We start from the raw sequence: 24,368 nt of genomic DNA on the forward strand, positions 1-24,368 counted from the left end.
ACGATAGAGGAGATGGCGTCGCTTTGGTGTGGCGACCTACGCCGCGCGCACCTTGGCGAGGAAGCCGTCGACTGCGCTGCGCAGCGCGCCGGACTGGCTGTCGAGCTCGCGAGCGTTGGTGAGCACGTCGCTTGCCGCCGTGCCGGTCGCTTCCGCGGCCGAGGTGACGCTGCCGATATTGGCGTTGATCTCGTTCGATCCGGCCGCGACCGACTGAATGTTGCGGGCGATCTCGCGGGTCGCCTCGCCTTGCTGCTCGATCGACGCGGAAATGCCCGCGGTGATCTCGCTCATCTCGGCGATGGTCTGAGTGATGCCGCCGATGGCGGCGACCGCATCGCTGGTCGATGTCTGCATCGCCGCGACCTGGGCGGAGATTTCCTCGGTGGCCTTGGCGGTCTGGTTGGCCAGCGCCTTGACTTCGGAAGCGACGACGGCGAAGCCGCGGCCGGATTCACCGGCACGCGCCGCTTCGATGGTGGCGTTGAGGGCGAGCAGATTGGTCTGTGCCGCGATCGAGTGGATCAGCTTGACCACCTCGCCGATCTTCTCGGCGCCGGTGGAGAGTTCCTGCACCGTGGCATTGGTGCGCTCGGCGTCGTTGACAGCGCGGCTCGCCACTTCGGTCGAGCGGGTGACCTGGCGCGAGATCTCCGCAACCGAGCTCGACAGCTCTTCGGCAGCCGCGGCAACCGTGCCGACATTGCCCGACGCTCTCTGCGAGGCCGCGCCGACCGTCGCCGCACGCGACGAGGCGTCGCCGGCGGTCGCGGTCATCGATTGCGCAGTGGCTTGCATGCCCGTCGCAGCCGAGGAGACCGAGCGGACGATACCATTGACGCTGCGTTCGAAGTCGCTGGCGATGCCCTCCATCACGCTGCGACGTTCCGCCGCTGCGCGATCCTTGGCATCGGCTTCGCTCTTCTCGATGTCGCGGATGCGGACAGCGTTGTCCTTGAAGATCTGGACGGTCGACGCCATTGCGCCGACCTCGTCACCACGGCCGACGCCCGGAATGTCGCCGTCGAGCTTGCCCTCGGCGAGATCCTTCATGCGGGCTCCGAGCAGGGCGAGCGGGCGGCTGATGCTGCGACCGATCAGCCAGGCAACGCTGCCGGCGACGATGACGATACCGAGCATGGCCAAGCCGAGCAGCCAGTAGACCGGACCCATCTTGGCGTCGATATCATCGAGATAGGCGCCGGTGCCGAGATACATGTCGAAGCCGGGGACCGCGACCGCGTAGCCGAGCTTGCGGATCGGCTTCTCCTGGCCGGGCTTCACATATTCATAATACAGCAGGATCGAACCATTGGCCTTGACCCCGTCCATCAACTCGGCAGACAGCTTGCGGCCGTTGGTCACGACATCCATGCGGTTGCTGCCGATCTGCTTCGGATCGGGCGCGAGCTGGGTGATGCCGTCATAGGACGTGCCGAACAAATAGCCCGCACCGTTGTCATACGTCATTGCATTGCCGTAGCGACGAATCTCGGCCATCGCCGCATCCTTCGTCAGCTCGCCGGCGTCGACCCGCTTCTTGAGGGCAGCGGCGTAGTTGCGCCCCATCTCCACGATCGCCTTGGCCTGATCGATGCGCGCGTTCACCATCTCCTGCTTCATCAGGTATCCGGCGAGGATCCCGGAAATGCACAGTCCGAACAAGGTGACGCCGACGAGGATGCCGAGCTTGGGGGCGATCTTCATATTGCTTAATTTCACGGGATGCTCCGGCAACACAGGGATAAGGACGCGCGAGTGAATCGATCGAAATCAAATTAACCTTTAGGGGGTGACCCCTTAGCAAGCTGTTACGGGGCGCCCCGTAGAAGCCCGGAGAAGACGTCGAACCAGTCGTATAAATCGCCTCAATGACAACCGGGAATTGTACGCGACCTCCTCGATTTCGCGTAAAAGACGCAAAGGCCCGCGCAAAGCATGGGTCACAACAAGAAACCAAATCGGGAGCAGGACATGCCGAGATACAGGGTGGTGACGCCGAAGGGCGCGAGCTTCACGGTCGCGAGCAGCGATTATTCCTACGAGCGCGAGGCGCTCGATCCGATCGACGCCGAGATCGTCGAGGCGCCGGCCGACGAGGCCGGGTTCATCGCCGCCGCGAAGACAGCGGACGCCATCTACGCCAAGGGCATCCCGATCACCAAGACCATCATCGACGCGCTGGAGAGCTGCAAGGTCATCACGCTGGGCTCGGTCGGCGTCGACAGCGTCGACATCAAGGCCGCGACCGCGCGCGGCATTCCCGTCACCAACATCCCCGACACCTTCATCGAGGAGGTCGCCGACCATGCCATGATGCTGCTGCTCGCTGGCTTCCGCCGGCTGGTCGAGCAGGACCGGATGGTGCGTAGCGGCCGCTGGGCCGAGGGCCGGCCGGCGTTGTCGAAGATACCGCGGCTGATGGGCCAGACGCTCGGCTTCATCTCGTTCGGCCGCGTGGCGCGTGCGGTTGCGAAACGCGCAGCTCCCTTCGGCCTGCGGATGATGGCCTACGATCCCTTCATCCAGGAAACGCTGATGTCCGACCACGGCGTGATTCCGGCGACGCTGAACGAGGTGTTGTCGCAATCCGACTTCGTCTCGATGCACGCCCCCGCCCGGCCCGAGGTGCATCACATGCTCACCGAGAAGCACTTCCGGCAGATGAAGAAGGGGTCCGTCTTCATCAACACGGGTCGCGGCGCCACCGTGGACGAGGAAAGCCTGATCAAGGCGCTTCAGGAGGGCTGGATCGCCCATGCCGCCCTCGACGTGCTGGAGAAGGAGCCGCCCTCGCACAACAATCCGCTGCTCGGCATGGACAATGTCACCCTGACCGCCCACGTCGCCTCCGCCTCGGCACGGTTTGACGAGGCGCGCAAGCGCCGGGTGGGCTACGAATTGTCACTGGTGCTTCAGGGCATGTGGCCGGTAAGCTGCGTCAATCCGTCGGTGCTGCAAGACACCGCGCTCCGCCGCTGGCAGCCTGTCAGCATGGACCGCGGCCCGAACAGCTAGACGGGACGGCCGCGAAGGCGCGCCGGCAACCGGAAAGACCCTTCACCGGCGATCAACGCCGGGAAGGGAAACATATAGGGAGGAACCGATGAGGAACGACATCACGCGTCGTGATGCCTTGGCGCTGGGCCTGTCCGCTGCGGCAATCGCGGCAACCGGTGCTCCGGCAAATGCGCAATCCGCGATCAAGGCCGCGGACGTCCCCACACCGAAACTGCCGATCGAGAAAGGCGCATCCCTGCGCATGCTGCGACCGGTACGTTTCGTCCAGGCCGACGAGGACGTGTTCCGCGCCAATGCGGCCAAATTCACCAAGGAGACCGGGGTCGAGGTCAAGGTCGACTTCGTCGGCTGGGAGGACATCAACCAGCAGACCGCGGTGACCGCGAATTCCGGTGCCGGCCCCGATATTATCATCGGCTTCTCCGATGCGCCGCACATCTATATCGACAAGCTGATCGAGCTGACCGACGTCGCCGACTATGTCGGCAAGCGGTACGGCGGCTGGCTGCCGCTGGCGCAGCGCTACGGCAAGAAGAACAAGAGCGACGCCTGGATCGGACTGCCGTTCGGCGCGACCGCGGGTCCGCTGATCTACCGCAAGTCGATCCTGCGATCGGTCGGCTTCGACAAGGTGCCGGAAGACCATGCCGGAATCCTCGATCTCTGCCAGAAGCTTCAGAAGGCCGGCAAGCCGGCCGGCTTGGCGCTCGGCAACGCCAAGGGCGACGGCAACGGTTTTGCGAACTGGGCGCTGTGGTCGCACAACGCGGCGCTGCTCGACGAAGAGGGGAACGTCGTCATCAACAGCAAGGAGACGATCGCCGCACTGAACTGGGTCAAACAGCTCTATCCGACCTTCATCGCCGGCACGACGTCATGGAACGACGTCAGCAACAACCGCGCCTACGCCGCGCAGGAGATCTCGCTGACCGCCAACGGCGTCTCGCTGTATTTTTCACTGAAGAACGATCCGGCGACCAAGGCGATCGCCGACGACAGCGAACATCAACTGCTGCCGAAGGGTGTCGCCAAGGTCTCGCCGATGGCGGGCCTGACGCTAAACGCCATGCTGTTCAAGCACAGCCAGTACCCCAACGCCGCAAAGGCCTTCCTGCAATACATGCTGGAAAAGGACCAGTACGAGCCGTGGCTCAACGCCAATTCCGGCTACTGGGCCCAGCCGCTCGCGGCTTACGCGGAGGCCAAGGTCTGGAGCGAAGATCCCAAGATCAAGATCTTCAAGGACACCATGAACACCATCTACTATGACGGCTATGCTGGCCCGATCTCGACCGCGACCGGTGCCGTCAGCGCCGACTACGTGCTGATTCAGATGTTCGCATCCGTCGCGACCGGCGCTGCCACGCCGGAAGCCGCAGCCGCGGAAGCCGAGCAGCGCTGCAAGCGGTACTTCCGGCGGCAGAAGTAGCGCTGGCCAAAAGCGCGTCATCGCGAGCGAAGCGAAGCAATCCAGCCTGTCTTCCCAGTTACAGCCTGGATTGCTTCGTCGCCCCAGTGCAAAATTGCTTCGCAATTTTGTTACGGGCTCCTCGCAGTGACGGGCCTGGTGACTTTCAGAGACGGGACAACAAACCGATGTCCGTGACCACACTCTCTTCTCCTGCCCTCGTGCACCGGCAACCCTCCTGGCTGGTGCGCCTGTTCGACTACAAGCCGTTCCTGATCGTGATGTGCCTCGCACCTGCGATCGGGCTGCTCACGGTGTTCCTGACCTATCCGCTCGGCCTCGGCATCTGGCTCGCCTTCACCGACACGACGATCGGCAGAAAAGGCGTCTTCGTCGGCTTCGAGAATTTCCAGTATCTGCTCACCGATTCCCTGTGGTGGAACGCGGTGTTCTACAGCGTGGTCTACACGGGGATCGCGACCTTTGGAAAGTTCGCGCTCGGCTTCTGGCTCGCACTGCTGCTCAACAACCATTTTCCGTTCAAGAGCCTGTTGCGTGCGATCATCCTGATGCCCTGGATCGTGCCGACGGTGCTCTCGGCGCTGGCGTTCTGGTGGATCTACGATCCGCAGTTCTCGATCATCTCCTACCTTCTGGTCGACGTGCTGCACTGGCGCACCACCAATATCGACTTCCTCGGCTCGCCCTGGCCGGCGCGCTTCTCGCTGATCGCCGCCAATATCTGGCGCGGCATTCCCTTCGTCGCGATCTCGCTGCTGGCGGGCCTGCAGACCATTTCGCCCTCGCTCTACGAAGCCGCGATGCTCGATGGCGCCAGCGCCTGGCAGCGGTTCCGCTACATCACCTTCCCGATGATGATGCCGATCCTCGCGATCGTCATGACCTTCTCGATCATCTTCACCTTCACCGATTTCCAGCTGGTCTACGCCATCACCCGGGGCGGCCCCGGCAACTCAACCCATTTGCTGGCAACGCTGGCCTTCCAGCGCGGCATTGCGGGCGGCGAGCTCGGCGAGGGCGCGGCGATTGCGGTGTCGATGATCCCGTTCCTCGTGTTCGCAACGCTGTTCTCTTATTTCGGCCTGGCGCGCCGCAAATGGCAGCAGGGAGAGAGCAATGACTGATACCGCCGCCGAGCCGGCCGCCGTCGCCACCACGCCGCCGGACACCATGGCCTGGGATTCCGGGCTGCGGCGGCTGATGATGATCTATCTGCCGCTCGGCTGCTTCGTGCTGATCCTCCTATTTCCGTTCTACTGGATGACGATCACGTCTTTCAAGCCGAACGCAGAGCTGATGAACTACAAGGAGCACAACCCTTTCTGGATCTCCTCGCCGACGCTGGCCCACATCAAGCACCTGTTGTTCGACACCGCCTATCCGCGCTGGCTGTGGACGACGATGCTGGTCGCGGTCGGGGCGACTACGCTGTCGCTGATCGCGAGCACGCTGGCCGCCTATGCGATCGAGCGCCTGCGCTTCCGCGGCAGTCCCTATGTCGGCCTCGGCATTTACATGGCCTATCTCGTGCCGCCGTCGATCCTGTTCATTCCGCTCGCGACCGTGGTCGTGCAGTTCGGCCTGTTCGACAGCCCGCTTGCGTTGATCCTGGTCTACCCGACCTTCCTGGTGCCGTTCTGCACCTGGCTCCTGATCGGCTATTTCAAGTCGATCCCCTACGAGCTCGAGGAATGCGCGCTGGTGGACGGTGCCACCAGGCTCCAGATCCTGCGGCGGATCACGCTGCCGCTGGCGGTGCCCGGCCTGATCTCGGCCGGCATCTTCTCCTTCACGCTGTCCTGGAACGAGTTCATCTACGCGCTCGCCTTTATCCAGAGCGGCGCCAACAAGACGGTGCCGGTCGCGATCCTGACCGAGCTCGTCACCGGCGACGTCTATCAGTGGGGCGCGCTGATGGCGGGCTCGCTGCTCGGCTCGCTGCCGGTTGCGATCTTCTACTCGCTGTTCGTCGATTACTACGTGTCGTCGCTGACGGGCGCGGTCAAGGAGTAGCTGTCGGCTGCGGCGTTTGGCCCGGTTTCACAAAACTGCAATGCGCGGTCCGCATAAGACGGCCTCCGTTAACAGGAGACGCACATGCGCGCGACTTTGCTTAGTACCGTCGCAACGATCATTCTGACCGCGAGCTCCGCGCTGGCGCAGAGCGAAGGCGAATTCCCCGCCAAGCTCGCCGGCCACGTCGTGATGCCGGCCGCCACGTTCATCGACGCGCCGGCTGATGCTCCCGCCGATCTCAAGACATCCGGTAAATACACCACCGGGAAGCGGGTCGACGCGCTCGGCACGGTGATGGGCAAGTCCTATGAGCGGGCCACCGGCGTGTCGCTGCCGTTCAAGGGCCAGCCGCTGCAGGGCCATTCCGGTATCAAGTCGATGGGGGACGGCACTTTCTGGGTCATCACCGACAACGGCATGGGCGCGCGCGCCAATTCGCCAGATTCGATGCTGTACCTCAACCGCTACAGGATGGATTGGGCCGGCGGCAAGATCGAGCGGCTGGAGACCGTGTTCCTGCACGATCCCGACAGACGCGTGCCGTTCCGCATCGTGCATGAAGACACCGAGAGGCGTTACCTCACCGGCTCCGACTTCGACACCGAAGGTTTCCAGATTATCGGCGACACCTTCTGGATCGGCGACGAGTTCGGCCCCTACATCCTGAAGGCCGACAAGACCGGCAAGATTCTGGCCGTATTCGAGACGGTCGCCGACGGTAAGCCCGTGCGATCGCCGGATCATTGGGCGGTGGCGACCCCGGGCGCGCCGGGTGCGACCTACACCAACGTCAACCTCCGACGCTCCAAGGGTTACGAGGGCTTCGCCGCCTCGAAAGGCGGCAAGTTTCTCTACGGCCTGCTCGAGGGGCCGCTCTGGGATGCCGAGAAAAAGGACTGGGAGAAGGTCGACGGCAAGGAAGCCTCGCGCATCCTCGAATTCGACGTCGCCGCGGAAAAATTCACCGGCCGCTACTGGCAGTATGTGTTCGAGCAGAACGGCAATGCCATCGGCGACTTCAACATGATCGACCCGAGCGCCGGCCTGATCATCGAGCGCGACAACGGCGAAGGCACGCCCGAAAAGGCCTGCCCGCAAGGCACCCGCGGCGAGAACTGCTTCCCCGACGTGGCCAAGTTCAAGCGCGTCTACAAGATCGAGCTCACCGACGCCAATGTCGGCAAGCCCGTGCGCAAGATCGGCTACATCGACCTCCTGAAGATCAGGGATCCCGACAAGAAGGCGAAGAAGCCGCTCAATGACGGCGTCTACACGTTCCCGTTCTTCACCATCGAGAACGTCGATCGTGTCGACGAAACCCACATCATCGTCGGCAATGACAACAATCTGCCGTTCTCGTCCAGCCGCGATCCCAACAAGGCCGACGACGACGAGTTCATGCTGCTCGATGTCGCGGACTTCCTGAAGGCGAAGTAAGCCAGCGCTCTCTCAACGCGGGTCATCGCCCGGCTCGACCGGGCGATCCAGTACGCCGCGGCGCCAGCGATCAAATCGTGAGGCCGCGGCGTACTAGATGCCCCGCCCTCGTGCGTAACTGCGCACTAGGCGGGACATGACGGACAGTGAGCGAGCACGAGGTAAAGACAACTCGCACCTCGGCGCCGCACATCAACCCGCCGGCACGATCACCATGCTCTTGTCCTTCGGCCAGCGAATGCGCCAGACGAAGTTGATGTCCTTGACCTCGCCGGGCTTGGCGTCGAACGACCATTCCAGCACGCCGCGCCGGTCGCGAATGTTGCTTGCGGTCGGCGGCGTGGTCGCAGGCAGCATCTCGACGAGGATGTCCTCGTTCTCGCTGACCGGCAATTGATCCTCAATCGCGACCTTGATCGGGAAGTCGTGACCATTGCGGATCGTCGTCTTGAACGATCGCTCGTCGGTCTTCGACGTCGTGACCAGGAGACCGGCCGAACCTTCGTTGCGCTTGAGCACCGCGCGCTCGATCCTGACCTTGTCGTCGGCGCCGAAGCCGAGCCGCACGATATCGTCCTTGGCCGAAGCCGAGAGTTTGCCGCGGCCGACGAAAGTCCCGTCGCGATAGATTGCGACCTTGCCCGGCAACAGGCTCGTGTCGTCGGTCTGCTTGAAGCTCGCTTCGAGGAAGGCGGTGGGGTCCATCACCGGTGCCGCGCGCACCATGAGATCGGCGGGCACGGTCATCGAGGCGATGCGCAGGCTCTTGGCGCCCTCGGCGGCCCCGAGGCTGACGCGGCCGGGAATTTTGTAGGTGGCCTGGAAGTCACCGATCTCGGCGACCGCCTGCTGCTCTTCGGCGCGTTCGCGGATATCGTCCGCCGCCTTGGCCGCGGAAGTTTCCATCTTGCGCTGCTGCATGGGCGCCGCCGCAGGCATTGCCGAATCCGAAACTGAGCCCAGCGCCCGCGGCTTCGGCACTTGCGGATACTGCGCGACCAGCGAATTCAGCTCCGGCGCGCTGCCGCCGCGGCCGATGCGGACCGTGGAGACGCCGAGCGCGACGTTCGACCAGTCCTCGCCGGTCGCCTGCGTGACCTCGGCGCGGCGGACAAGCTCGAGCTGCGGTTTGCGGTCCTTCGCGCCGGTATCGAGCCGGGCGTCGTAGAGCGGCAGCCAGCGCGCATTACGCACATTGTAGGTGACCCGCAACGTCGCCTTGGTTGCTGCCGGCGCCGCGATGTCCATGCGGACTTCGAGCTTGCTCGGCGGCTTGGCCTTGCGCTCGACTTCGAGCTGGGCGATCTGCCGATCGATCTCGCGCATCTTGCGCGTGGCGTCGCGAACGGCGGTATCGGCGCTCGCAATTTCGTCGCCAACGGCGGCAAAGGCCGTGCGCCATTCGGCAATCGGCCGCGCCTCGCCCTTGTCGCCGATGCCCGCGGGAGAGGCTTCCGCAAAGTGCTCCGCGAATTTGCGCCGCGCAATGGCCGAGTCGATCGCGCCTTGCAGGTCGGCGCGCTGGTCGTTCAGCGCCTCGATGCGCTTGTCCAGCTCCGGCAGATTGACCGGCGCCGCACGCGGCGTTCGCGCATCGATCGTACCGATGGTGAGCTTCGCTCCCCCCTCACCCTCCACCCGGATCGAGGAGGTGTCGAGACCAAGCGGGAAGTCCTTGGCAATGAGCGTCGAGTCACCAGACGGCAGGTCCACCGCGATGACGCGGGTGACGGTCGCGCCATCGGGGTAAACCGTAACGGTATCGATCGCCGATGTGGCGTCCAATTCGGCGGCCCATGACCACGACGCGAATGCCGTGGTCACCAGAACCAGGCTCGTCGTTGCCAAACATTTTGCGGTGATGCGCATCAAGTCCCTCCTCCAAGTCATCGCCGCCGCCAGCCGGACGCGCGATCCAATGCCTCGCCAACACGGTTGGACGCGGCAGGGGAGGAACTGGTTCGATTGGGGTTTCCGTGGGGCGCCGCCGCGGCGGCAGCAAGGCCCGCGACGGAGCGCTTAATCCTGAGGGGTAGAACCCTGCGCGAAGATGCGGCGAAGCAGGTCCGTCACGTTCTTCGCACCGGCCTTCCTCAGAATGCCGGCGCGATAGCCCTCGACCGTGCGCGCGCTCAGATGCATGCGCCGGGCGATCTCCTTGTTGGTCAGGCCCGCGGCGAGATGCTCGAGCACGTCGCCTTCGCGCGCGGACAGGGGTTCGCAGCCGGGCAACCACCGCTGCCGGTTGGAGCCCGGCTGCGCGAACTCGTCGATGGCGGCATCGATCCGGTCGACGATGTCGCGGGTGCGGAACGGCTTCTCGATGAAGTCGGCCGCGCCGCTCCTGATGGCATCCACCGCCATGGCGATGCTGCCGTTTGTCGCGGTCACCAGCACCGGCGCCATGCAGTTTTCCTCGCGCAGGCGCTTGAGCACGTCGAGACCGGAGCGATCGGGCGGCATCTCCAGCAGCACGCAGGCCGGCATCCGCGCCTTGGCCTCCGAGAGCAGAGACGCGCCGTCGGCGAAGCAGATCACGTTGTATGCGCTTTGTTGAAGCGCGGTGGACAATTGTTCGCGGGAGGCGGCATCGGTGTCGATGACGAATACCTCACCCTTGGAAAGCATGTTCCCCGGCATAATTCCGATCCAGCAATGTCTTGGGTCAAATGGTCCGAGACGGCAGCGGGGCCTCGTCGCGCCGCGCCGTCATATGCACGGCATTCACGCCCGTGCTTCGGTTTTACTTATGTATGTTCCACCCGGTTCCCGGATTTGACGGATCGGGACAGAAACTTTACATTTCGGGACATCTGCGGGATGTCCGGCAGGAACGGGTCGCATGACCGACCTCATTCGCAGCGCGGGCTTGAGCTATTACCCGGAGGTCGCCCGGTCGGTCGGGCTCGACCCCAAACACATGATGCGCAAGGTCAGGCTGCCGCTGGCCTGCCTCGACAAGCCCGACACGCCCATTGCCGTCACCGGTCTCCGCCGTCTGCTCGAATTGTCGGCCGAGGCGTCCGGCGCCGAAGATTTCGGCTTGCGGCTTGCTGAACGCGGCGGGCTGACCAATTTCGGCGCGGTCGGCCTGATCGTGCGCGAACAGGCGACCGTTGGTGAAGCCATCGAAGCCTTCTCGCGCTTCATCCCGATCCATCACGACGGCATGAAGCTGGACGTCACCCGCAACAAGCAGACCGTGACCGTCACGCAGCACCTGCGCGGCCGGCAGCCGACCGCGCCGCGCCAGTCGATCGACATGGCGCTCGGCAGCGTCCACCGCATCATCCAGTCGCTGTTCGGCAGCGATTGGCGGCCGCAGGAAGTTCACCTGCATTACCCACCGCCGCTCGACCGCAAACGCTACCGCGAGTTCTACGGCTGCCGTGTGACCTTCAATGCGGAGGCCGATTCGATCCTGTTGTCGGCACACGACATGGAGCGCCGGATCCCGAGCGCGCATCCGCTGATCGCGAGCTATCTGCGCAAGCGGATCGAGGCGATCGAGACGCGGCCGGCAAGCTGGGAGGAGAAGGTCGACGAGGTCGTGCGTCTCCTGCTCGCCGGCGGCGACTGCACGGTCGAGCGCGTCGCCGAACACCTCGCCTGCACCCGGCGTACCATCCACCGCCACCTCGCCGAAGCCGGCACCAGCTTCTCGGCCATTCTCGACGCGCAGCGCGCCGATCTCGTGGTCCAGCTCATCGACGACCCCGGCCGGCCGCTGGCCGACATCGCCGTGCAGCTCGGCTTCTCCGCACAGAGCGCCATGGCCCGCTGGTTTCGCGGCCATTTCGGCTGCACCATCACCGCATGGCGCAAAGGCGCCCGGCCATTGGCGGCAACGGCGGCTTGATTTTCAAGACCGATCACATCACCCGCGCAAACATGCGAAAGCCCGGCGCACCGATGATCGCCTCGAAGGCAGGATCGCGCTTCTCCTCGGCAAGGACAAAGCCGGCCTTGGTATAAGCGCGCTCGGCGGGCTCGTTGCCGATCAGGAACGATATTGTCGCCCGTGCACATCCAGCCGCTCGCCCCTTCTCCAGCGCATGCGCGATCAGTGACTGCACCAGGCCGCGGCCGCGATAGGCGGGATCGGTCGCGACATGCTCGATCATCCAATCGCCTTCGCCGCCCTGAACCCAGCAGGCGCGGGTGTAGCCGCCGCGTTGACGGATGGCCTCCAGCTCTGCCGCGGCGATTCCGGACGCGGCTGCGACTTCCTCGATCGCACGCCAAGCCGCTGGTCCCGTGCCGGCCGCCGGTAGCGCACACAAGGCGGCAGCAGGCTTGCCATCGATCTCGGCGACCAGAAATTGCGAGACGTGCCACATCGACACCGCGCGAGCGGCTGCGACGTGCGCGATGAAATCGCGGCACTGTGTTTCAGGCCAACCGAGCGCAACGTCGAACCAGCCGCGCGGCCGGTAGCCGCGCTGCGATGAAAGGATGGTTTGTGCGATGAAATCGGCGTCTTCGGGACGCGCAGACCGTATCGTCATGCGCGCCCCCTTCGCGAAAACCTTACGTGTTCTTCAGTGCGACGCGAAATTCGGCCTCGGTCTTGGCCTTGACCTCGTCGAGCGAGACGCCGTCGGCGAGCTCGATCAGCGCCATGCCGCCGCTGCCGTGCTTGTCGATGGTGAAGACGGCCAGGTCAGTCACGACCATGTCGACCACGCGCTCGCCGGTCAGCGGCAAATTGCACTGCTTCAGGAGCTTTGGACCGTCCTTGGCCGAATGCTCCATCACCACGACCACGCGCTTGACGCCGGCGACGAGATCCATCGCGCCGCCCATGCCCTTGACCATCTTGCCGGGGATCATCCAGTTGGCGAGATCGCCGTTCTGGGCCACCTGCATGGCGCCGAGGATCGACAGATCCATGTGGCCGCCACGGATCATGCCGAAGGAATCCGCGCTCGAGAAATACGAAGTCGACGGCAGTTCGCTCACGGTCTGCTTGCCGGCGTTGATGAGATCGGCGTCCTCTTCGCCCTCGTACGGGAACGGGCCCATGCCGAGCATGCCGTTCTCGCTCTGAAGGCTGACGTCCATGCCGTCCGGGATGTAGTTCGAGACCAGCGTCGGAATGCCGATGCCGAGATTGACGTAATAGCCGTCACGCAGTTCCTTCGCGGCGCGCGCAGCCATCTGTTCACGGGTCCAGGCCATCTTAGTCTCCTGATCTCAAGCTGCCGTGCGCGGGCGGGTGTTGCGGAATTCGATGCGCTTCTTGGCCGTTCCGACCTCGACGATGCGCTTGACGAAAAGACCGGGCGTGTGGATGTGGTCGGGATTGAGTTCACCGGCCGGAACCAGATGCTCGACCTCGGCCACCGTGACCCTGGCGGCGGTCGCCATCATCGGGTTAAAGTTGCGCGCGGTCTTGCGATAGATGAGGTTACCTGCGGTGTCGCCCTTCCAGGCGTGGACGATGGCGAGGTCGGCGAACAGGCCGCGCTCCATCAGGTATTTCTGTCCGTCGAATTCTTTCACTTCCTTGCCTTCGGCGATCAGCGTGCCGACGCCGGTCTTGGTGTAGAAGGCCGGAATGCCGGCGCCGCCCGCGCGGATGCGCTCGGCCAGCGTGCCCTGCGGATTGAATTCGAGTTCCAGCTCGCCGGCGAGGAATTGCTGGGCGAACAGCTTGTTCTCCCCGACATAGGACGAGATCATCTTCTTGATCTGGCGGGTTTCGAGCAGGCGGCTGAGGCCAATGCCGTCGACGCCGGCATTGTTTGAGACCACCGTCAGGTCCTTGACGCCGGAGTCGCGGATCGCGTCCGACAGCGTCTCGGCGATGCCGCAGAGGCCGAAGCCGCCCGACATAATCATCATGCCGTCTTTCAGAACGCCCTCGAGAGCCGACTTGGCGTCGGGATAGACCTTGTTCATGCAAATTACCTTCGAGTGAACCTTCGGCTTGCAGGCGTCGCGCCTTAGTGGCGGCGATTATTAGGCGAAATCGTCCGAAGCCGTCAATGATACGGGGTTCTCCGCTCCGCCCCCGGGTGATAGAAGCTGCCCAAGCCGTGGGCGCAACCGTTCCCGCGGCCTTGAAAGCGACAAGAAAACCCATCAAGTTGCGGCACTTAACACAATAGGTCTTGGGCGTGGGGCGCGCAGGTTTCCCAGCCCGCCTTCTGGCTCCAGCGACCAACTCGATCAGGACATGCCATTGACCATGGCCCAAGGAATGAAGCGCCTCGGGACGCCGATCGCGGCGCTGCTCGGCGTGGCGCTGATCGCCCTGATCGCGACCTCATGGCTCATCAACCGCGACGCACTGCGCAAGGCCGTGGAAACGCAGATCCGCGACGTCACCGGACTCGAGGTCAACGTCGCAGGCGCGATCGACATTTCGGTGCTGCCGGCAAGCTACATCTCCTTCCATGACGTCGGGCTGAAGGGCGGCGGCACCAGCGATCCCGCGCTCCATGTCGACGTTCTCACCGCGAACCTGCGGCTGCTGCCGCTGCTGCTGCAACGGTTCGAGATCGCCGACCTGACGCTGCTGCGGCCGCGCATCCATGTCAGCCTGAAGCCGGACGGTGAAAGCAACTGGACACCGTTCATCCAGACCATCGCGCGCACCATGAAGCCTGGCGCCGAGAATCAAGTGTCGTTCTCCGAGATCCGGATCCAGGACGGCGTGCTCAATTACGAGGACGCCGCCACGCACGGCACCGAGAAGCTCGAGGACATCGACCTGTCGCTGGCCTGGCCCTCGATCTCGCGCTCCTTCGCTGCGACCGGACAATTCGACTGGCGGGGCGAACGGGTCGACGGCTCGATCAGCTTTTCCGATTTCGTCGCCGCCCTCTCCGGCGAGCGCTCGGGGTTGAAGGCGCGGATCGCGAGCGCACCGCTCAAGCTCGCCTTCGACGGCAGCGTCGCCAATCGCACCAGCCCGATGATGGAGGGTACGCTCACCATCGACAGCCCGTCCTTGCGCAACGCGCTGCGCTGGACCGGCCAGCCGCAGCCCGCCAGCGGCGGCTTCGGCCGTTTCGCGCTGAAGGCGCGGGCCAATGTCGTCGGCGCGTCGATCGCGCTCACCAACGTCAATGTCGAGCTCGACGGCAACACCGCCGAGGGCGTGATGACCTACGCCAATAACGGCCGGCAGACGCTGCAGGCGACGCTCGCAGCCGACGCGCTCGACTTCACCCCCTATATCTCGACTTTCCGCCTGCTCGCGAGCGGCGCGCGCGACTGGAACAGGCAGCTGTTCGATCTCAACGCCTTGTCGACCACCGACCTCGACATGCGCCTGTCGGCCGCCAAGCTGACGGTCGGGACGTCGAAACTCGGCCGCACCGCGATCGGCGCGAATCTCCGCAACGGCACGCTGGCGCTCTCGGTCGGCGAGGCCCAGGTCTATGGCGGCATCGCCAAGGGCTCGTTCGGCATCGCGCGCTCCGACACCGTCGCCGACATCAAGGCGCAATTCCAGTTCACCGACGTCGACCTTCAGGCCTGCGCCTCCGAGCTGTTCGGCATCAACAAGCTGTCCGGGCGCGGCAACATCAACGTCTCGCTCCTCGCGTCCGGCTCGAGCCCGTTCGGCCTCGTGCAGTCGCTCGACGGCAGCGCCACAGTGACCGGGCATGACGGCGCGATCGCGGGCTTCAATGCCGAGCAGCTCCTGAAGCGGCTCGAGCGGCGGCCGCTGTCCGGCGGCGGCAATTTCCGCAACGGCTCTACCCCTTACGACAATCTCACCATCGCGGTGAAGTTCTCCGACGGCGTCGCCACCGCCGAGGACATCCGCGTCGAAGGACCGGCGGCGAAGATCACCATGACCGGTACCGCCTCGGTGCCGACGCGCGAATACGACATGAAGGGCGTGGCCAGCCTCAACAGCGCGTCGGGGTTCGAATTGCCCTTCGTGGTGCAGGGCCCCTGGGACGACCCCCTCGTCTTCCCCGATCCGGAAAGCCTGATCCGCCGTTCGCCGGCCTCTGCGCCCCTGCTCGACATGCTGAAAGACCGCAAGCCGGGCGACGCGGTGCGCTCCGCGATTGAGCGCATCACCGGCACCGGAAAACGTCCCGCACCGGCCGAAGCGCCGACGGCGGAGAACGCCAAGGAAGGCGCGAAGTCCAATTAAGGACGGCGATCAAGCGGCGCCAGCAGATCGGCGCGAATTGATCAGGGCGAATTGATGCGGCGATTGGATCGATGCGCACATTAAGCATCTCCTCTCGCCCGACACCCCACGACCTATGTCTGACAAGAAGCCGCTAGATCGGATAGCGGCCATGCGCTAGTGTTTTATACGACCGGTTAAAAACACCGGCCGTTTGAGGGAGAAAAACGTGAAATCCAAGGTTATTGGCGCAGTATCACTGGCGGTCGCTGCGGCCGGGCTGTTTGCAGCCGCTGCACCCGCATTTGCGCAGCAGAAGACGATTACGGTCTGGTGGGGCAAGGGCTTCTACCGCTCCGAAGACGACGCGCTGCTCGAGACAATCAAGAAGTTCGAAGCCAAGACCGGCATCAAGGTCGAATTGTCGCAGTACGCGATCCAGGACATGATTCCGAAGACGGTCGCCGCACTCGATTCAGGCACCGTGCCCGATGTTGCCTATTCCGACACCTACGACGTGCAGGTCCAGGGCAAGTGGGCCTACGAAGGCAGGCTCGAGGACCTCTCAGACATCATGGAGCCGATCAAGGATCGGTTCGTGCAGAACACGCTGGATGCGTCGATCCTCTATAACGACGTCACCAAGAAGAAGGCCTATTACGGCTTCCCGCTGAAGCAGCAGAGCATGCATGTCGAGATCTGGAACGACATGCTTGAGAAGGCCGGCTTCAAGCTCGCCGACATCCCGACCGACTGGGAAGGCTACTGGACGTTCTGGTGCGACAAGGTGCAACCGGGGATCCGCAAGGCGACCGGCCAGCGCGTCTACGGCGTCGGCCAGCCGATGGGCGTGGAATCCACCGACGCTTTCCAGTCGTTCTACACCTTCATGGATGCCTATCACGTCAAGCTGGTCGACGACGACGGCAAGCTTACGGTCGACGATCCCAAGGTCCGGGAGAACCTGATCAAGGCGATGAAGGACTACACCGACACCTACATCAAGGGCTGCACCCCGCCGTCCTCGACGACCTGGAAGGATCCCGACAACAACGTCGCGTTCCACAACAAGACCATCGTGATGACCCACAACTTCACGATCTCGATCGCGGCGAAGTGGTTCGAGGATTCCCAGAACCAGACGCTCACGCCCGAGCAGCGCGAAGCCGGCAAGAAGGCCTATGGCGAGGACATCATCACCGCGTCCTTCCCGAAGGCTCCGGACGGTTCGACGATCCGCTACCGCTCGGACGTCAAGACCGGGCTGGTCTTCTCCGTGGCCAAGAACAAGGCCGAGGCCAAGCAGTTCATCGCCTTCCTGCTCCAGGAAGAGAACGTCCGCCCCTATATCGAGGGTGCGCTCGGCCGCTGGTTCCCGGTGACGAAGGAAAGCCAAGAGAGCCCGTTCTGGCAGGCTGACCGGCATCGCAAGGCGGTCTACTCGCAGTTCAAGGGCGGCACCGCCGCGTTCGACTTCACCAAGAACTGGAAGTTCACCATCCTGAACAACGAGAACGTCTGGGCCAAGGCGATGAACCGCGTGGTCAGCGAGAAGGTGCCGGTGGACAAGGCGGTCGACGAGCTGATCGCCCGCATCAAGGCGGTCGCGGGCTGATCTCGGACTGCAATAAGGTATATGCTAATACCGGTCGCGGCTCTCCGCGACCGGTTGCTTTCGGTGGGTATGCGATATGGCGATCACACTTTCCGGCTCAGACACAATTCCGGCCCCTCCCCTGTCGGCGCGCCTGACCACGCAGCAGGTCTGGGGCATCTTGCTGCTTGTGCCCTATCTACTCGTCTTCCTGGCCTTCGTCGTCTATCCCGTCGGCTACGGCCTGTGGCTGGCGCGCAGTCCGGCGAACTATGTCGCGCTGTACAACGACCCGATCTTCGCGCGCGCCGCGGTCAACACGCTGATCTTCCTGGTCATCGGCATCAACGTGAAGATGCTGATCGCGCTGTTCCTGTCCGGCTTCTTCGCCCAGCAGCGCCCCTGGATCAAATGGCTGTCGGTGATCTTCATCCTGCCCTGGGCGGTGCCGTCGATCCCGACCATCCTGTCGGTCCGCTTCATGCTCAATCCCGAATGGGGCATGGTCAACCATTTCATCTTCTCTCTCACCGGCGATGACGGGCCGAACTGGCTGAACGATCCGACGGTCGCGCTGACCATGGCGATCGCCGTGCATATCTGGAAGTCGCTGCCGTTCTGGACGCTGATCCTGCTGACCGGGCGGCTCGCGATCCCGCAGGATCTGTACGAGGCGTCCGAGGTCGACGGCGCCAGTCCGTGGCAGAAATTCCGCTTCATCACCTGGCCGTCGATGCAGATGCTCTACGTCACCTGCACGCTGCTCTCGATGATCTGGACGCTCGGCGACTTCAACAGCGTCTATCTGCTCACTGGCGGCGGGCCGGCCGACCTCACGCACGTGCTGTCGACACTCGGCATCCGCTATCTCCGGCTCGACCAGCTCTCGCTTGCGATGGCCTCTATCGTCTGCGCGATACCGCTCGTGCTGCCGCTGATATACTTCATGATGAAACGGTTGTCGCGATGAAGCTTCCCACCCTCCGCGAAGTTGGCACCGAAGCCAAGCTCCTGCTGATCGGCATCCCGGTCTTCATCTGGACCATGATTCCGATCTACCACATGTTCCTGTTCGCGATCTCGCCCAAGGAGGACGCGTTCTCGGGCAAGCTGTGGCCGGATCATCCGACGCTGCACAACTTTCACATCGTGTTCTACCAGGAGCACTATTTCCTGCGAGACTTCTGGATCCAGTTCTGGAACTCGACGGTGATCGCGCTGGCCGCAGGCGCGCTGACCTTGTTCGTCGCGACCGCCGCCGCATTCTCGATCTCGCGGCTTAAGGCGCCGGGCGGCCGCTGGGTGATGAATCTCGCGCTGTTCACCTACTTCATCCCGGCGGCGTTCCTCGCCGTGCCGATGTACCGCACCATGGGCAACTACGGCCTGCTCAACAATCACTGGTCGCTGATCCTGGCGATGGTGACAATCGCTTCGCCTTACGCGATCTGGGTGCTGAAGCAGGCGTCCGACAAGCTGCCGGTCGAGCTCGACGAGGCCGCCGTGATGGACGGCGCGACCACGCTGCAGCTGTTCCGCCTGGTCTATGTGCCGCTGATGATGCCCTCGCTGGTCGCGATCGGCACCTATGCCGTGCTGCTGGCCTGGAACGAATATCTCTACGCGTTCCTGCTCTTGTCCAAGGACACCGATATCACGCTGCCGGTCGCGCTCGGCAACTTCCTCGCCGCCGACGACTCGCCGTGGGAGCTGTTGATGACCACCGGCTTCATCTACGCGCTGCCGCCGGCCGCGGTCTATTACGCCTTCAAGCGCTACATGGTGGGCGGGCTCACGGCCGGTGCGGTGAAGTCCTGAGATCCACGGCGCGCTTTCTTTGGTAGGCAACCAGCAGCGCGATCATCGAGCCGATGAAATAGCCCGCGGTCGCGCCCGAAATCGCGCGGCCGACGACGAGTGCGAGTGCACGGTCGCTCGCATCGACCGCCGAGATCACGCCGACCGCATACTGCAGAGAGAATATGACGAGGTTGCGGATCAGCGCAAAGGCGCCACCCGCGCGGATGATCTCGCCTGTCTTGTGATCGACGTCGAACGGACGCGACGTTAATACGCCGATCGGCAACAACACCAATGCGGCCCCGCCCCAGGCAACCAGCGGCCACGCGCTATCCTGATGTCCGAAGCCAATCCGCGAAATGCCCCAGACGATGAATACGATCGGAACGATCAGCGCACGCCAGATCGGCGTCTTGCGCGGCTGCATCGCCTTGATGCCCTGCCAGACCAGATAGGCGAGCAAGGTCCAGACCCAGAGCGGCGTATGCACCAGGACCTGATAGGCAAACGTCATCATCGCCTCCCGTTATAGCGGCGCCGCGCTCTCGCCCTGCGAGCTCGACAGTTTCGAGGCGAGCGAGGCGATGACGATGACAACAGCAATCAAGGCGATCACCAGCGTGCAGATCGCGTTGATCTCGGGCTTCACTCCGAGCCGCACTTCCGAATAGATCCGGATCGGCAGCGTCGCCGAGCCGGGGCCGGTGGTGAAGCTCGCGATCACGAGATCGTCCAGCGACAGCGTGAAGGCGAGCATCCAGCCCGCGACGATCGCAGGCGCGATCAGCGGCAGCGTTACGGCCACGAACGCGCGCAGGGGGTCGTAGCCGAGATCCATCGCGGCCTCTTCCAAGGAGCGGTCGAGCGAGCCGAGGCGGGACTGCACGACGACGGCGACGAAGCACATCGTCAGCGTGGTATGGGCGATCGTCACCGTCCAGAAGCCGCGCTCCGCGTTTAGCGCCACGAACAGCAGCAGCAGCGACAGTCCGGTGATCACCTCCGGCATCACCAGCGGCGCATAGAGCATGCCGGAGAACAGGGTGCGGCCGCGAAACCGCTCGCCGCGCGACAGCGCCACGGCGGCGAGCGTGCCGATCAGGGTCGCAATGGTTGCCGACGAAACCGCGACGCGCAGGCTCATCCAGGCCGCCTCGATCATGGCGCGGTCATTGAAGAACTCGTGATACCAGCGCAGCGACCAGCCACCCCACACCGTCACCAGCCGCGAGGCATTGAAGGAATAGATCACGAGGATCAGGATCGGCAGATAGAGGAAGGCCAGACCCAGCGAAAGCGAGGCGACGTTGAAGCGGGACAGACGGGAGACCTTGCGCATCGCCTCACCGCCCCTGTTCCAGCTGCCGCTTCTGCAGCCGTTCGTACAGCAGCAGCGGGACCAGCAGCACCACCAACAACACGATGGCCGCGGCGGAGGCGACCGGCCAGTCCTTGTTAGTGAAGAATTCGAGCCACAAGGTCTGGCCGATCATCAGCGCATTGGAGCCGGCCAGGAGATCCGGAATGACGAACTCGCCGACGATGGGGATGAAGCACAGCAGCACGCCGGCGCCGACGCCGGGCAGCGACAGCGGGAAGGTGACGAGCCAGAACACCTGCCAGCGCGGCGCGCCGAGATCGGAGGCGGCCTCCTCCAGCACCGGCTCCATTTTGGCCAGCGTGGCGTAGAGCGGCAGGATCATGAACGGCAGGTAGGAATAGACGATGCCGATATACATCGCGCTGTCGGTGGAGAGCCACACCACGGGCTGACTAACCAGATGCAGCGCCAGCAGTATCTGGTTGAGCAGGCCGTCGTGCTGGAGGATGTTGATCCAGGCATAGATCCGGATCAGGAACGAGGTCCAGAACGGCACGATCACCAGCACCATCGCCACGGCCTGCCAGCGCGCCGGCAGCCGCGCCATGCCGTAGGCGATGGGATAGCCGATCAGGAGCAACAGCGCGGTCGCGGTGACGGCGACGGTGAGGCTACGCACATAGGCGAACACGTAGATATCGTCGGAGACGAGCAGCCTGAAATTGTCGATCGACAGCGCGGCAAAGGCGGCCTTCAGCGCCCCCCATCCCGCCATCAGGTCGAACACCGGCTCGTAAGGCGGCTGCGCGATCGCCGTCTGCGACAGGCTGATCTTCAGCACGAAGCCGAACGGCACCAGGAAGAACAGCACCATCCAGACATAGGGCGCGATCGCGGCAAAGTGAGCCGGTCGCGCAAAAATGCGGCGCCCGCTCATGACGGCAGCACCACGCAGTCGTCGGGCGTGAACCAGGCGACGACAGGCTGGCCCACGCTGTAGGCGTCGACGTCAAGGCGCGCGCTGTTGGCGACCGACGCCTGCACCGTCCCGCCGGCCTCGAGCTTCACCTTGTAAGTGGTGGTGCCGCCGAGATAGCAGATGTCGGCGATCACGCCGTCCAGCTGGTTGATCGCCGTCTCATGACCGGCCTCCCTCGCCGGCCCACGGCGCGACAGCTTGACCTTCTCGGGGCGGATCGCAACCGATAATCTGACCTCACCGAACGGCTCGCGCGGCTCCGCCACCACCAGCGGTCCCGCATCGCGCGTGCCTATGACCAGACGATGACCGTCGCGCAATTTGGACTTGGCGTCGAACAGGTTGATGTCGCCGACAAACTCCGCGATCCAGCGCGAGCGTGGCGCCTCGTAGAGTTCGCGGGGACTCGCGACCTGCGCCAGCCTGCCGTCCCTCATCACGCCGATCCGGCTCGCCATCGTCATCGCCTCTTCCTGGTCGTGGGTGACGATGATGAAGGTCATGCCGAGCCGGCGCTGAAGCTCCATCAGTTCGCCTTGGGTGCTTTCGCGCAGCTTCTTGTCCAGCGCTGCGAGCGGCTCATCGAGCAGAAGGAGCTGCGGGCGTCGCGCCAGTGCACGCGCCAACGCCACGCGCTGGCGCTGTCCCCCGGAGAGCTGGTCGGGCTTGCGCTTCTCGAGTCCGTCGAGCTTCACCAGCGCAACCATCTCCGCCACACGCGTGGCGATGTCTGCGCGCGCCATACCGGCGCGCTTCAGGCCGAAGGCGATGTTGTCGCGCACCGACAGGTGCGGAAACAGCGCGTAGTTCTGGAACATCATGTTGATCGGCCGCTCATGCGGCAGCGCCTGCGCGATGTCCTTGCCGCCGAGCAGAATGCGCCCTTGATCCGGCGCTTCGAAACCGGCGAGCATGCGCAGAAGCGTGGTCTTGCCGCAGCCGCTGGGCCCGAGCAGCGCAAAGAACTCGCCGGCCTTGATGTCGAGCGAGACGCCATCGACGGCCCGGAACGTCCCGAACGTCTTGGCGACGCCCTCGATGCGCAGCAACGGCTCGCCGGCCGCGAGCTGCGTCTCTCCGACCGCAGCCGCAGCCGCGTCTGTTCTGGGCAACTCGTCAGTCATGGTTCCTGCCAACCCCAATCAAGCCGCACGCTAGCGGCCGATCGTCCCTCACTCAACCGGTTAGAGGCCGTTCGTTCACGCATTCGCCATGAACGCAGCCAGCGCATTGCATTCCCCCGCTGACATCGTCAGGCCGAGCTTGGAGCGGCGCCACAGGATGTCCTCGGGAAAACGCGCCCATTCGTGGGTCATGAGATAGCGCACCTCGGCCCCGGTCAGTTCGGGACCGAAGGCGGGGCCGAGATCGTCCCGGGTCTTCGCCTCGGCAAGCACAGCCGATAGCCGCGAGCCATAGGCCGCGACGAGGCGTTGGGCCTGCGCCTCCGAGAGAAAGCGCCAGCGGTCACGCGCAAGATCGACCTCGGTGTCGAAACGATCCCAGGCAAAATCTCCGCCCGGCAGCGCCGCGCCTGCGGTCCAGGGCGGCGACATCGGATAGAACGGCGTCAACTTCGTCACCGCGCGCTCCGCCCGCAGGCGCGAGGTGGTGACGTCACCGCCAAACATCGTGATCAGCGGCGCCTTGCGCCGTCGCGCGTCGAACAGCGTCGTGCCATCACGCCCGCGCGCGGACGCCAGCGTCAGGTTGACGCCGGAGACCGCGCGCACCACGTCGGTCGGGGCAACGCGCTCGCGGAAATAGCGACTGGCCGCTTCGCAGAGATAGCTGACGTCGGCCCCCCGCATCGCGACGATCGCAGGATCGCCGGTGAAATCGTGCGTGACTGTTCCAATCAGTGTGAAATCGCGCGCGATAGGACTCGCGAAGATCAGCCGGCCATCGCTGTTCTGGAAGACGTAGACGTTATCGGAATCGAACAATCGCGGGACGATGATCTGGCTCATCTGCATCGCCGCCACGGCGGGTTGCGGCTGCCGCAGCACGGTCTCGGCGACCATCGACGTCCAGCCGCCGGTGGCGTTGGCCAGTGCCCGGGCCGTGATCGTGCGACGATGGCCGCGGTCGACCACCGCGAGCCGCCATGTGTCGGTTCGATCGGCGCGCACACAGCGCGCTCCAGTCCGAATCACGGCGCCGCGCTCGGCCGCATCCAGTGCCGTGAGCACCACCAGTCGGGAATCGTCGACGACGCAATCCGAATATTCGAAGGCCGTGCCGAATGGTCGTTTCAGCGCGTTGCCGACCGGATGATGCGTGATGTCGAGGGTCGCCGTTGCAGGCAGGCCGCTCCGGCTGGTGAGGCTGTCGTAGAGGAGCAGGCCGACGCGCAGCAGCCATGGTGGGCGCTCGTCGGAATGCGCCGGGATCACGAAGCGCATCGGCCGAACCAGATGCGGCGCGATCCGGAGCCAGATCCGGCGCTCAGCGAGCGCCCGGCGCACCCGGCGGAAGCCGCGCCGTTCCAGAACCGACAGGTCGCCGTGGATCAGCCGCGGCGTTGCCGACGACGCCGCGCCGCCCAGATCGCCCTGCTCCAACAGGATGACCCGCAGGCCGCGGCCGGCGGCATCGCGCGCGAGGCTGACACCGTTCAGGCCGCCGCCGATGATCGCAAAATCGTAATCCGCCATGAAGCCGTCGAAT

At 64.3% G+C, this 24,368-nt stretch carries 21 protein-coding genes; 10 read left to right on the forward strand and 11 right to left on the reverse strand.

The genetic code is table 11. From position 1 onward, the window contains the following. Positions 1–36 precede the first annotated feature (36 nt). Positions 37–1,722, reverse strand: coding sequence for a methyl-accepting chemotaxis protein (locus IVB13_RS27885; RefSeq protein ID WP_026232608.1), 1,686 nt, complete (start codon positions 1,720–1,722; stop codon positions 37–39). Positions 1,723–1,974: 252 nt separating this feature from the next. Between IVB13_RS27885 and IVB13_RS27890 the strand changes: the two genes are divergently transcribed. From IVB13_RS27890 to IVB13_RS27910, 5 genes are all read left to right on the forward strand, one after another. Continuing rightward, positions 1,975–3,018 (forward strand): C-terminal binding protein, encoded by a 1,044-nt coding sequence (locus IVB13_RS27890; protein ID WP_026232607.1) that lies wholly within the window; start codon positions 1,975–1,977, stop codon positions 3,016–3,018. A gap of 88 nt (positions 3,019–3,106) precedes the next feature. Continuing rightward, positions 3,107–4,450, forward strand: a complete 1,344-nt coding sequence (locus IVB13_RS27895) for an extracellular solute-binding protein (protein ID WP_018453846.1) — start codon at positions 3,107–3,109, stop codon at positions 4,448–4,450. Positions 4,451–4,617: 167 nt separating this feature from the next. Continuing rightward, on the forward strand, positions 4,618–5,574 hold the full coding sequence (locus IVB13_RS27900; RefSeq protein WP_018453845.1) for a sugar ABC transporter permease: 957 nt from the start codon (positions 4,618–4,620) through the stop codon (positions 5,572–5,574). Then, positions 5,567–6,463, forward strand: a complete 897-nt coding sequence (locus IVB13_RS27905; protein ID WP_018453844.1) for a carbohydrate ABC transporter permease — start codon at positions 5,567–5,569, stop codon at positions 6,461–6,463. The genes IVB13_RS27900 and IVB13_RS27905 overlap by 8 nt, the downstream gene beginning before the upstream one ends. Positions 6,464–6,547: 84 nt before the next feature. Beyond that, complete coding sequence (locus tag IVB13_RS27910; protein WP_247294061.1) at positions 6,548–7,903, forward strand: esterase-like activity of phytase family protein; 1,356 nt, start codon at positions 6,548–6,550, stop codon at positions 7,901–7,903. Positions 7,904–8,095: 192 nt separating this feature from the next. Here IVB13_RS27910 and IVB13_RS27915 read toward each other — a convergent pair whose 3' ends face one another. Both IVB13_RS27915 and IVB13_RS27920 read right to left on the reverse strand, forming a co-directional pair. Further along, positions 8,096–9,772, reverse strand: a complete 1,677-nt coding sequence (locus IVB13_RS27915) for a mucoidy inhibitor MuiA family protein (protein WP_018453842.1) — start codon at positions 9,770–9,772, stop codon at positions 8,096–8,098. Between the two features lie 150 nt (positions 9,773–9,922). After that, entirely contained in the window at positions 9,923–10,543 is a 621-nt protein-coding gene (locus tag IVB13_RS27920) for a response regulator (protein WP_026232606.1), read from the reverse strand. A gap of 202 nt (positions 10,544–10,745) precedes the next feature. Here IVB13_RS27920 and IVB13_RS27925 point away from each other — a divergent pair, with 202 nt between their 5' ends. Beyond that, complete coding sequence (locus tag IVB13_RS27925; RefSeq protein WP_018453840.1) at positions 10,746–11,762, forward strand: AraC family transcriptional regulator; 1,017 nt, start codon at positions 10,746–10,748, stop codon at positions 11,760–11,762. A 13-nt stretch (positions 11,763–11,775) separates the two neighbouring features. Here IVB13_RS27925 and IVB13_RS27930 read toward each other — a convergent pair whose 3' ends face one another. Genes IVB13_RS27930 through IVB13_RS27940 form a run of 3 tightly spaced genes read right to left on the reverse strand, consistent with a single transcriptional unit; the run spans position 11,776 to position 13,807 of the window. After that, positions 11,776–12,411, reverse strand: coding sequence for a GNAT family N-acetyltransferase (locus IVB13_RS27930; protein WP_018453839.1), 636 nt, complete (start codon positions 12,409–12,411; stop codon positions 11,776–11,778). A gap of 22 nt (positions 12,412–12,433) precedes the next feature. Next, entirely contained in the window at positions 12,434–13,084 is a 651-nt protein-coding gene (locus IVB13_RS27935) for a CoA transferase subunit B (RefSeq protein ID WP_007596236.1), read from the reverse strand. Between the two features lie 15 nt (positions 13,085–13,099). Next, positions 13,100–13,807, reverse strand: a complete 708-nt coding sequence (locus IVB13_RS27940) for a CoA transferase subunit A (RefSeq protein WP_018453837.1) — start codon at positions 13,805–13,807, stop codon at positions 13,100–13,102. A 289-nt stretch (positions 13,808–14,096) separates the two neighbouring features. On the opposite strand from IVB13_RS27940, the gene IVB13_RS27945 reads away from it, so the two are divergent. From IVB13_RS27945 to IVB13_RS27960, 4 genes are all read left to right on the forward strand, one after another. Beyond that, complete coding sequence (locus IVB13_RS27945) at positions 14,097–16,025, forward strand: AsmA family protein (RefSeq protein ID WP_162496341.1); 1,929 nt, start codon at positions 14,097–14,099, stop codon at positions 16,023–16,025. Positions 16,026–16,233: 208 nt separating this feature from the next. After that, positions 16,234–17,619: an ABC transporter substrate-binding protein gene (locus tag IVB13_RS27950; protein ID WP_018453835.1), complete on the forward strand. Its 1,386-nt coding sequence runs from the start codon at positions 16,234–16,236 to the stop codon at positions 17,617–17,619. 76 nt (positions 17,620–17,695) lie between these two features. Beyond that, entirely contained in the window at positions 17,696–18,568 is an 873-nt protein-coding gene (locus IVB13_RS27955; protein ID WP_018453834.1) for a sugar ABC transporter permease, read from the forward strand. Next, a complete protein-coding gene (locus tag IVB13_RS27960) occupies positions 18,565–19,416 on the forward strand; it encodes a carbohydrate ABC transporter permease (RefSeq protein ID WP_018453833.1) in 852 nt (283 codons plus the stop codon). The genes IVB13_RS27955 and IVB13_RS27960 overlap by 4 nt, the downstream gene beginning before the upstream one ends. Here IVB13_RS27960 and IVB13_RS27965 read toward each other — a convergent pair. The 5 genes from IVB13_RS27965 to IVB13_RS27985 all read right to left on the reverse strand — a co-directional run bounded on the left by IVB13_RS27965 (position 19,391) and on the right by IVB13_RS27985 (position 24,355). Continuing rightward, positions 19,391–19,912 (reverse strand): DUF6622 family protein, encoded by a 522-nt coding sequence (locus IVB13_RS27965; protein WP_018453832.1) that lies wholly within the window; start codon positions 19,910–19,912, stop codon positions 19,391–19,393. The two genes, IVB13_RS27960 and IVB13_RS27965, sit on opposite strands and share 26 nt — an antisense overlap. Positions 19,913–19,924: 12 nt before the next feature. Further along, positions 19,925–20,737, reverse strand: a complete 813-nt coding sequence (locus IVB13_RS27970) for an ABC transporter permease subunit (protein WP_018453831.1) — start codon at positions 20,735–20,737, stop codon at positions 19,925–19,927. A 4-nt stretch (positions 20,738–20,741) separates the two neighbouring features. Next, a complete protein-coding gene (locus IVB13_RS27975; protein WP_018453830.1) occupies positions 20,742–21,656 on the reverse strand; it encodes an ABC transporter permease in 915 nt (304 codons plus the stop codon). Continuing rightward, a complete protein-coding gene (locus IVB13_RS27980; RefSeq protein WP_026232604.1) occupies positions 21,653–22,822 on the reverse strand; it encodes an ABC transporter ATP-binding protein in 1,170 nt (389 codons plus the stop codon). The genes IVB13_RS27975 and IVB13_RS27980 overlap by 4 nt, the downstream gene beginning before the upstream one ends. Positions 22,823–22,897: 75 nt before the next feature. Continuing rightward, positions 22,898–24,355, reverse strand: a complete 1,458-nt coding sequence (locus IVB13_RS27985; protein WP_026232603.1) for a glycerol-3-phosphate dehydrogenase — start codon at positions 24,353–24,355, stop codon at positions 22,898–22,900. Positions 24,356–24,368: the final 13 nt, after the last annotated feature.

Source organism: Bradyrhizobium sp. 17, from assembly GCF_023073515.1.
Lineage (GTDB): Bacteria > Pseudomonadota > Alphaproteobacteria > Rhizobiales > Xanthobacteraceae > Bradyrhizobium > Bradyrhizobium canariense_D.

Bases quoted from the DNA above. Each gene is read 5' to 3' on its own strand.
- IVB13_RS27890 (WP_026232607.1), top strand. From the start codon at position 1,975: ATGCCGAGATACAGGGTGGTGACGCCGAAGGGCGCGAGCTTCACGGTC.
- IVB13_RS27895 (WP_018453846.1), top strand. From the start codon at position 3,107: ATGAGGAACGACATCACGCGTCGTGATGCCTTGGCGCTGGGCCTGTCC.
- IVB13_RS27900 (WP_018453845.1), top strand. From the start codon at position 4,618: ATGTCCGTGACCACACTCTCTTCTCCTGCCCTCGTGCACCGGCAACCC.
- IVB13_RS27905 (WP_018453844.1), top strand. From the start codon at position 5,567: ATGACTGATACCGCCGCCGAGCCGGCCGCCGTCGCCACCACGCCGCCG.
- IVB13_RS27910 (WP_247294061.1), top strand. From the start codon at position 6,548: ATGCGCGCGACTTTGCTTAGTACCGTCGCAACGATCATTCTGACCGCG.
- IVB13_RS27915 (WP_018453842.1), bottom strand. From the start codon at position 9,772: ATGCGCATCACCGCAAAATGTTTGGCAACGACGAGCCTGGTTCTGGTG.
- IVB13_RS27920 (WP_026232606.1), bottom strand. From the start codon at position 10,543: ATGCCGGGGAACATGCTTTCCAAGGGTGAGGTATTCGTCATCGACACC.
- IVB13_RS27925 (WP_018453840.1), top strand. From the start codon at position 10,746: ATGACCGACCTCATTCGCAGCGCGGGCTTGAGCTATTACCCGGAGGTC.
- IVB13_RS27930 (WP_018453839.1), bottom strand. From the start codon at position 12,411: ATGACGATACGGTCTGCGCGTCCCGAAGACGCCGATTTCATCGCACAA.
- IVB13_RS27935 (WP_007596236.1), bottom strand. From the start codon at position 13,084: ATGGCCTGGACCCGTGAACAGATGGCTGCGCGCGCCGCGAAGGAACTG.
- IVB13_RS27940 (WP_018453837.1), bottom strand. From the start codon at position 13,807: ATGAACAAGGTCTATCCCGACGCCAAGTCGGCTCTCGAGGGCGTTCTG.
- IVB13_RS27945 (WP_162496341.1), top strand. From the start codon at position 14,097: ATGGCCCAAGGAATGAAGCGCCTCGGGACGCCGATCGCGGCGCTGCTC.
- IVB13_RS27955 (WP_018453834.1), top strand. From the start codon at position 17,696: ATGGCGATCACACTTTCCGGCTCAGACACAATTCCGGCCCCTCCCCTG.
- IVB13_RS27960 (WP_018453833.1), top strand. From the start codon at position 18,565: ATGAAGCTTCCCACCCTCCGCGAAGTTGGCACCGAAGCCAAGCTCCTG.
- IVB13_RS27965 (WP_018453832.1), bottom strand. From the start codon at position 19,912: ATGACGTTTGCCTATCAGGTCCTGGTGCATACGCCGCTCTGGGTCTGG.
- IVB13_RS27970 (WP_018453831.1), bottom strand. From the start codon at position 20,737: ATGCGCAAGGTCTCCCGTCTGTCCCGCTTCAACGTCGCCTCGCTTTCG.
- IVB13_RS27975 (WP_018453830.1), bottom strand. From the start codon at position 21,656: ATGAGCGGGCGCCGCATTTTTGCGCGACCGGCTCACTTTGCCGCGATC.
- IVB13_RS27980 (WP_026232604.1), bottom strand. From the start codon at position 22,822: ATGACTGACGAGTTGCCCAGAACAGACGCGGCTGCGGCTGCGGTCGGA.
- IVB13_RS27985 (WP_026232603.1), bottom strand. From the start codon at position 24,355: ATGGCGGATTACGATTTTGCGATCATCGGCGGCGGCCTGAACGGTGTC.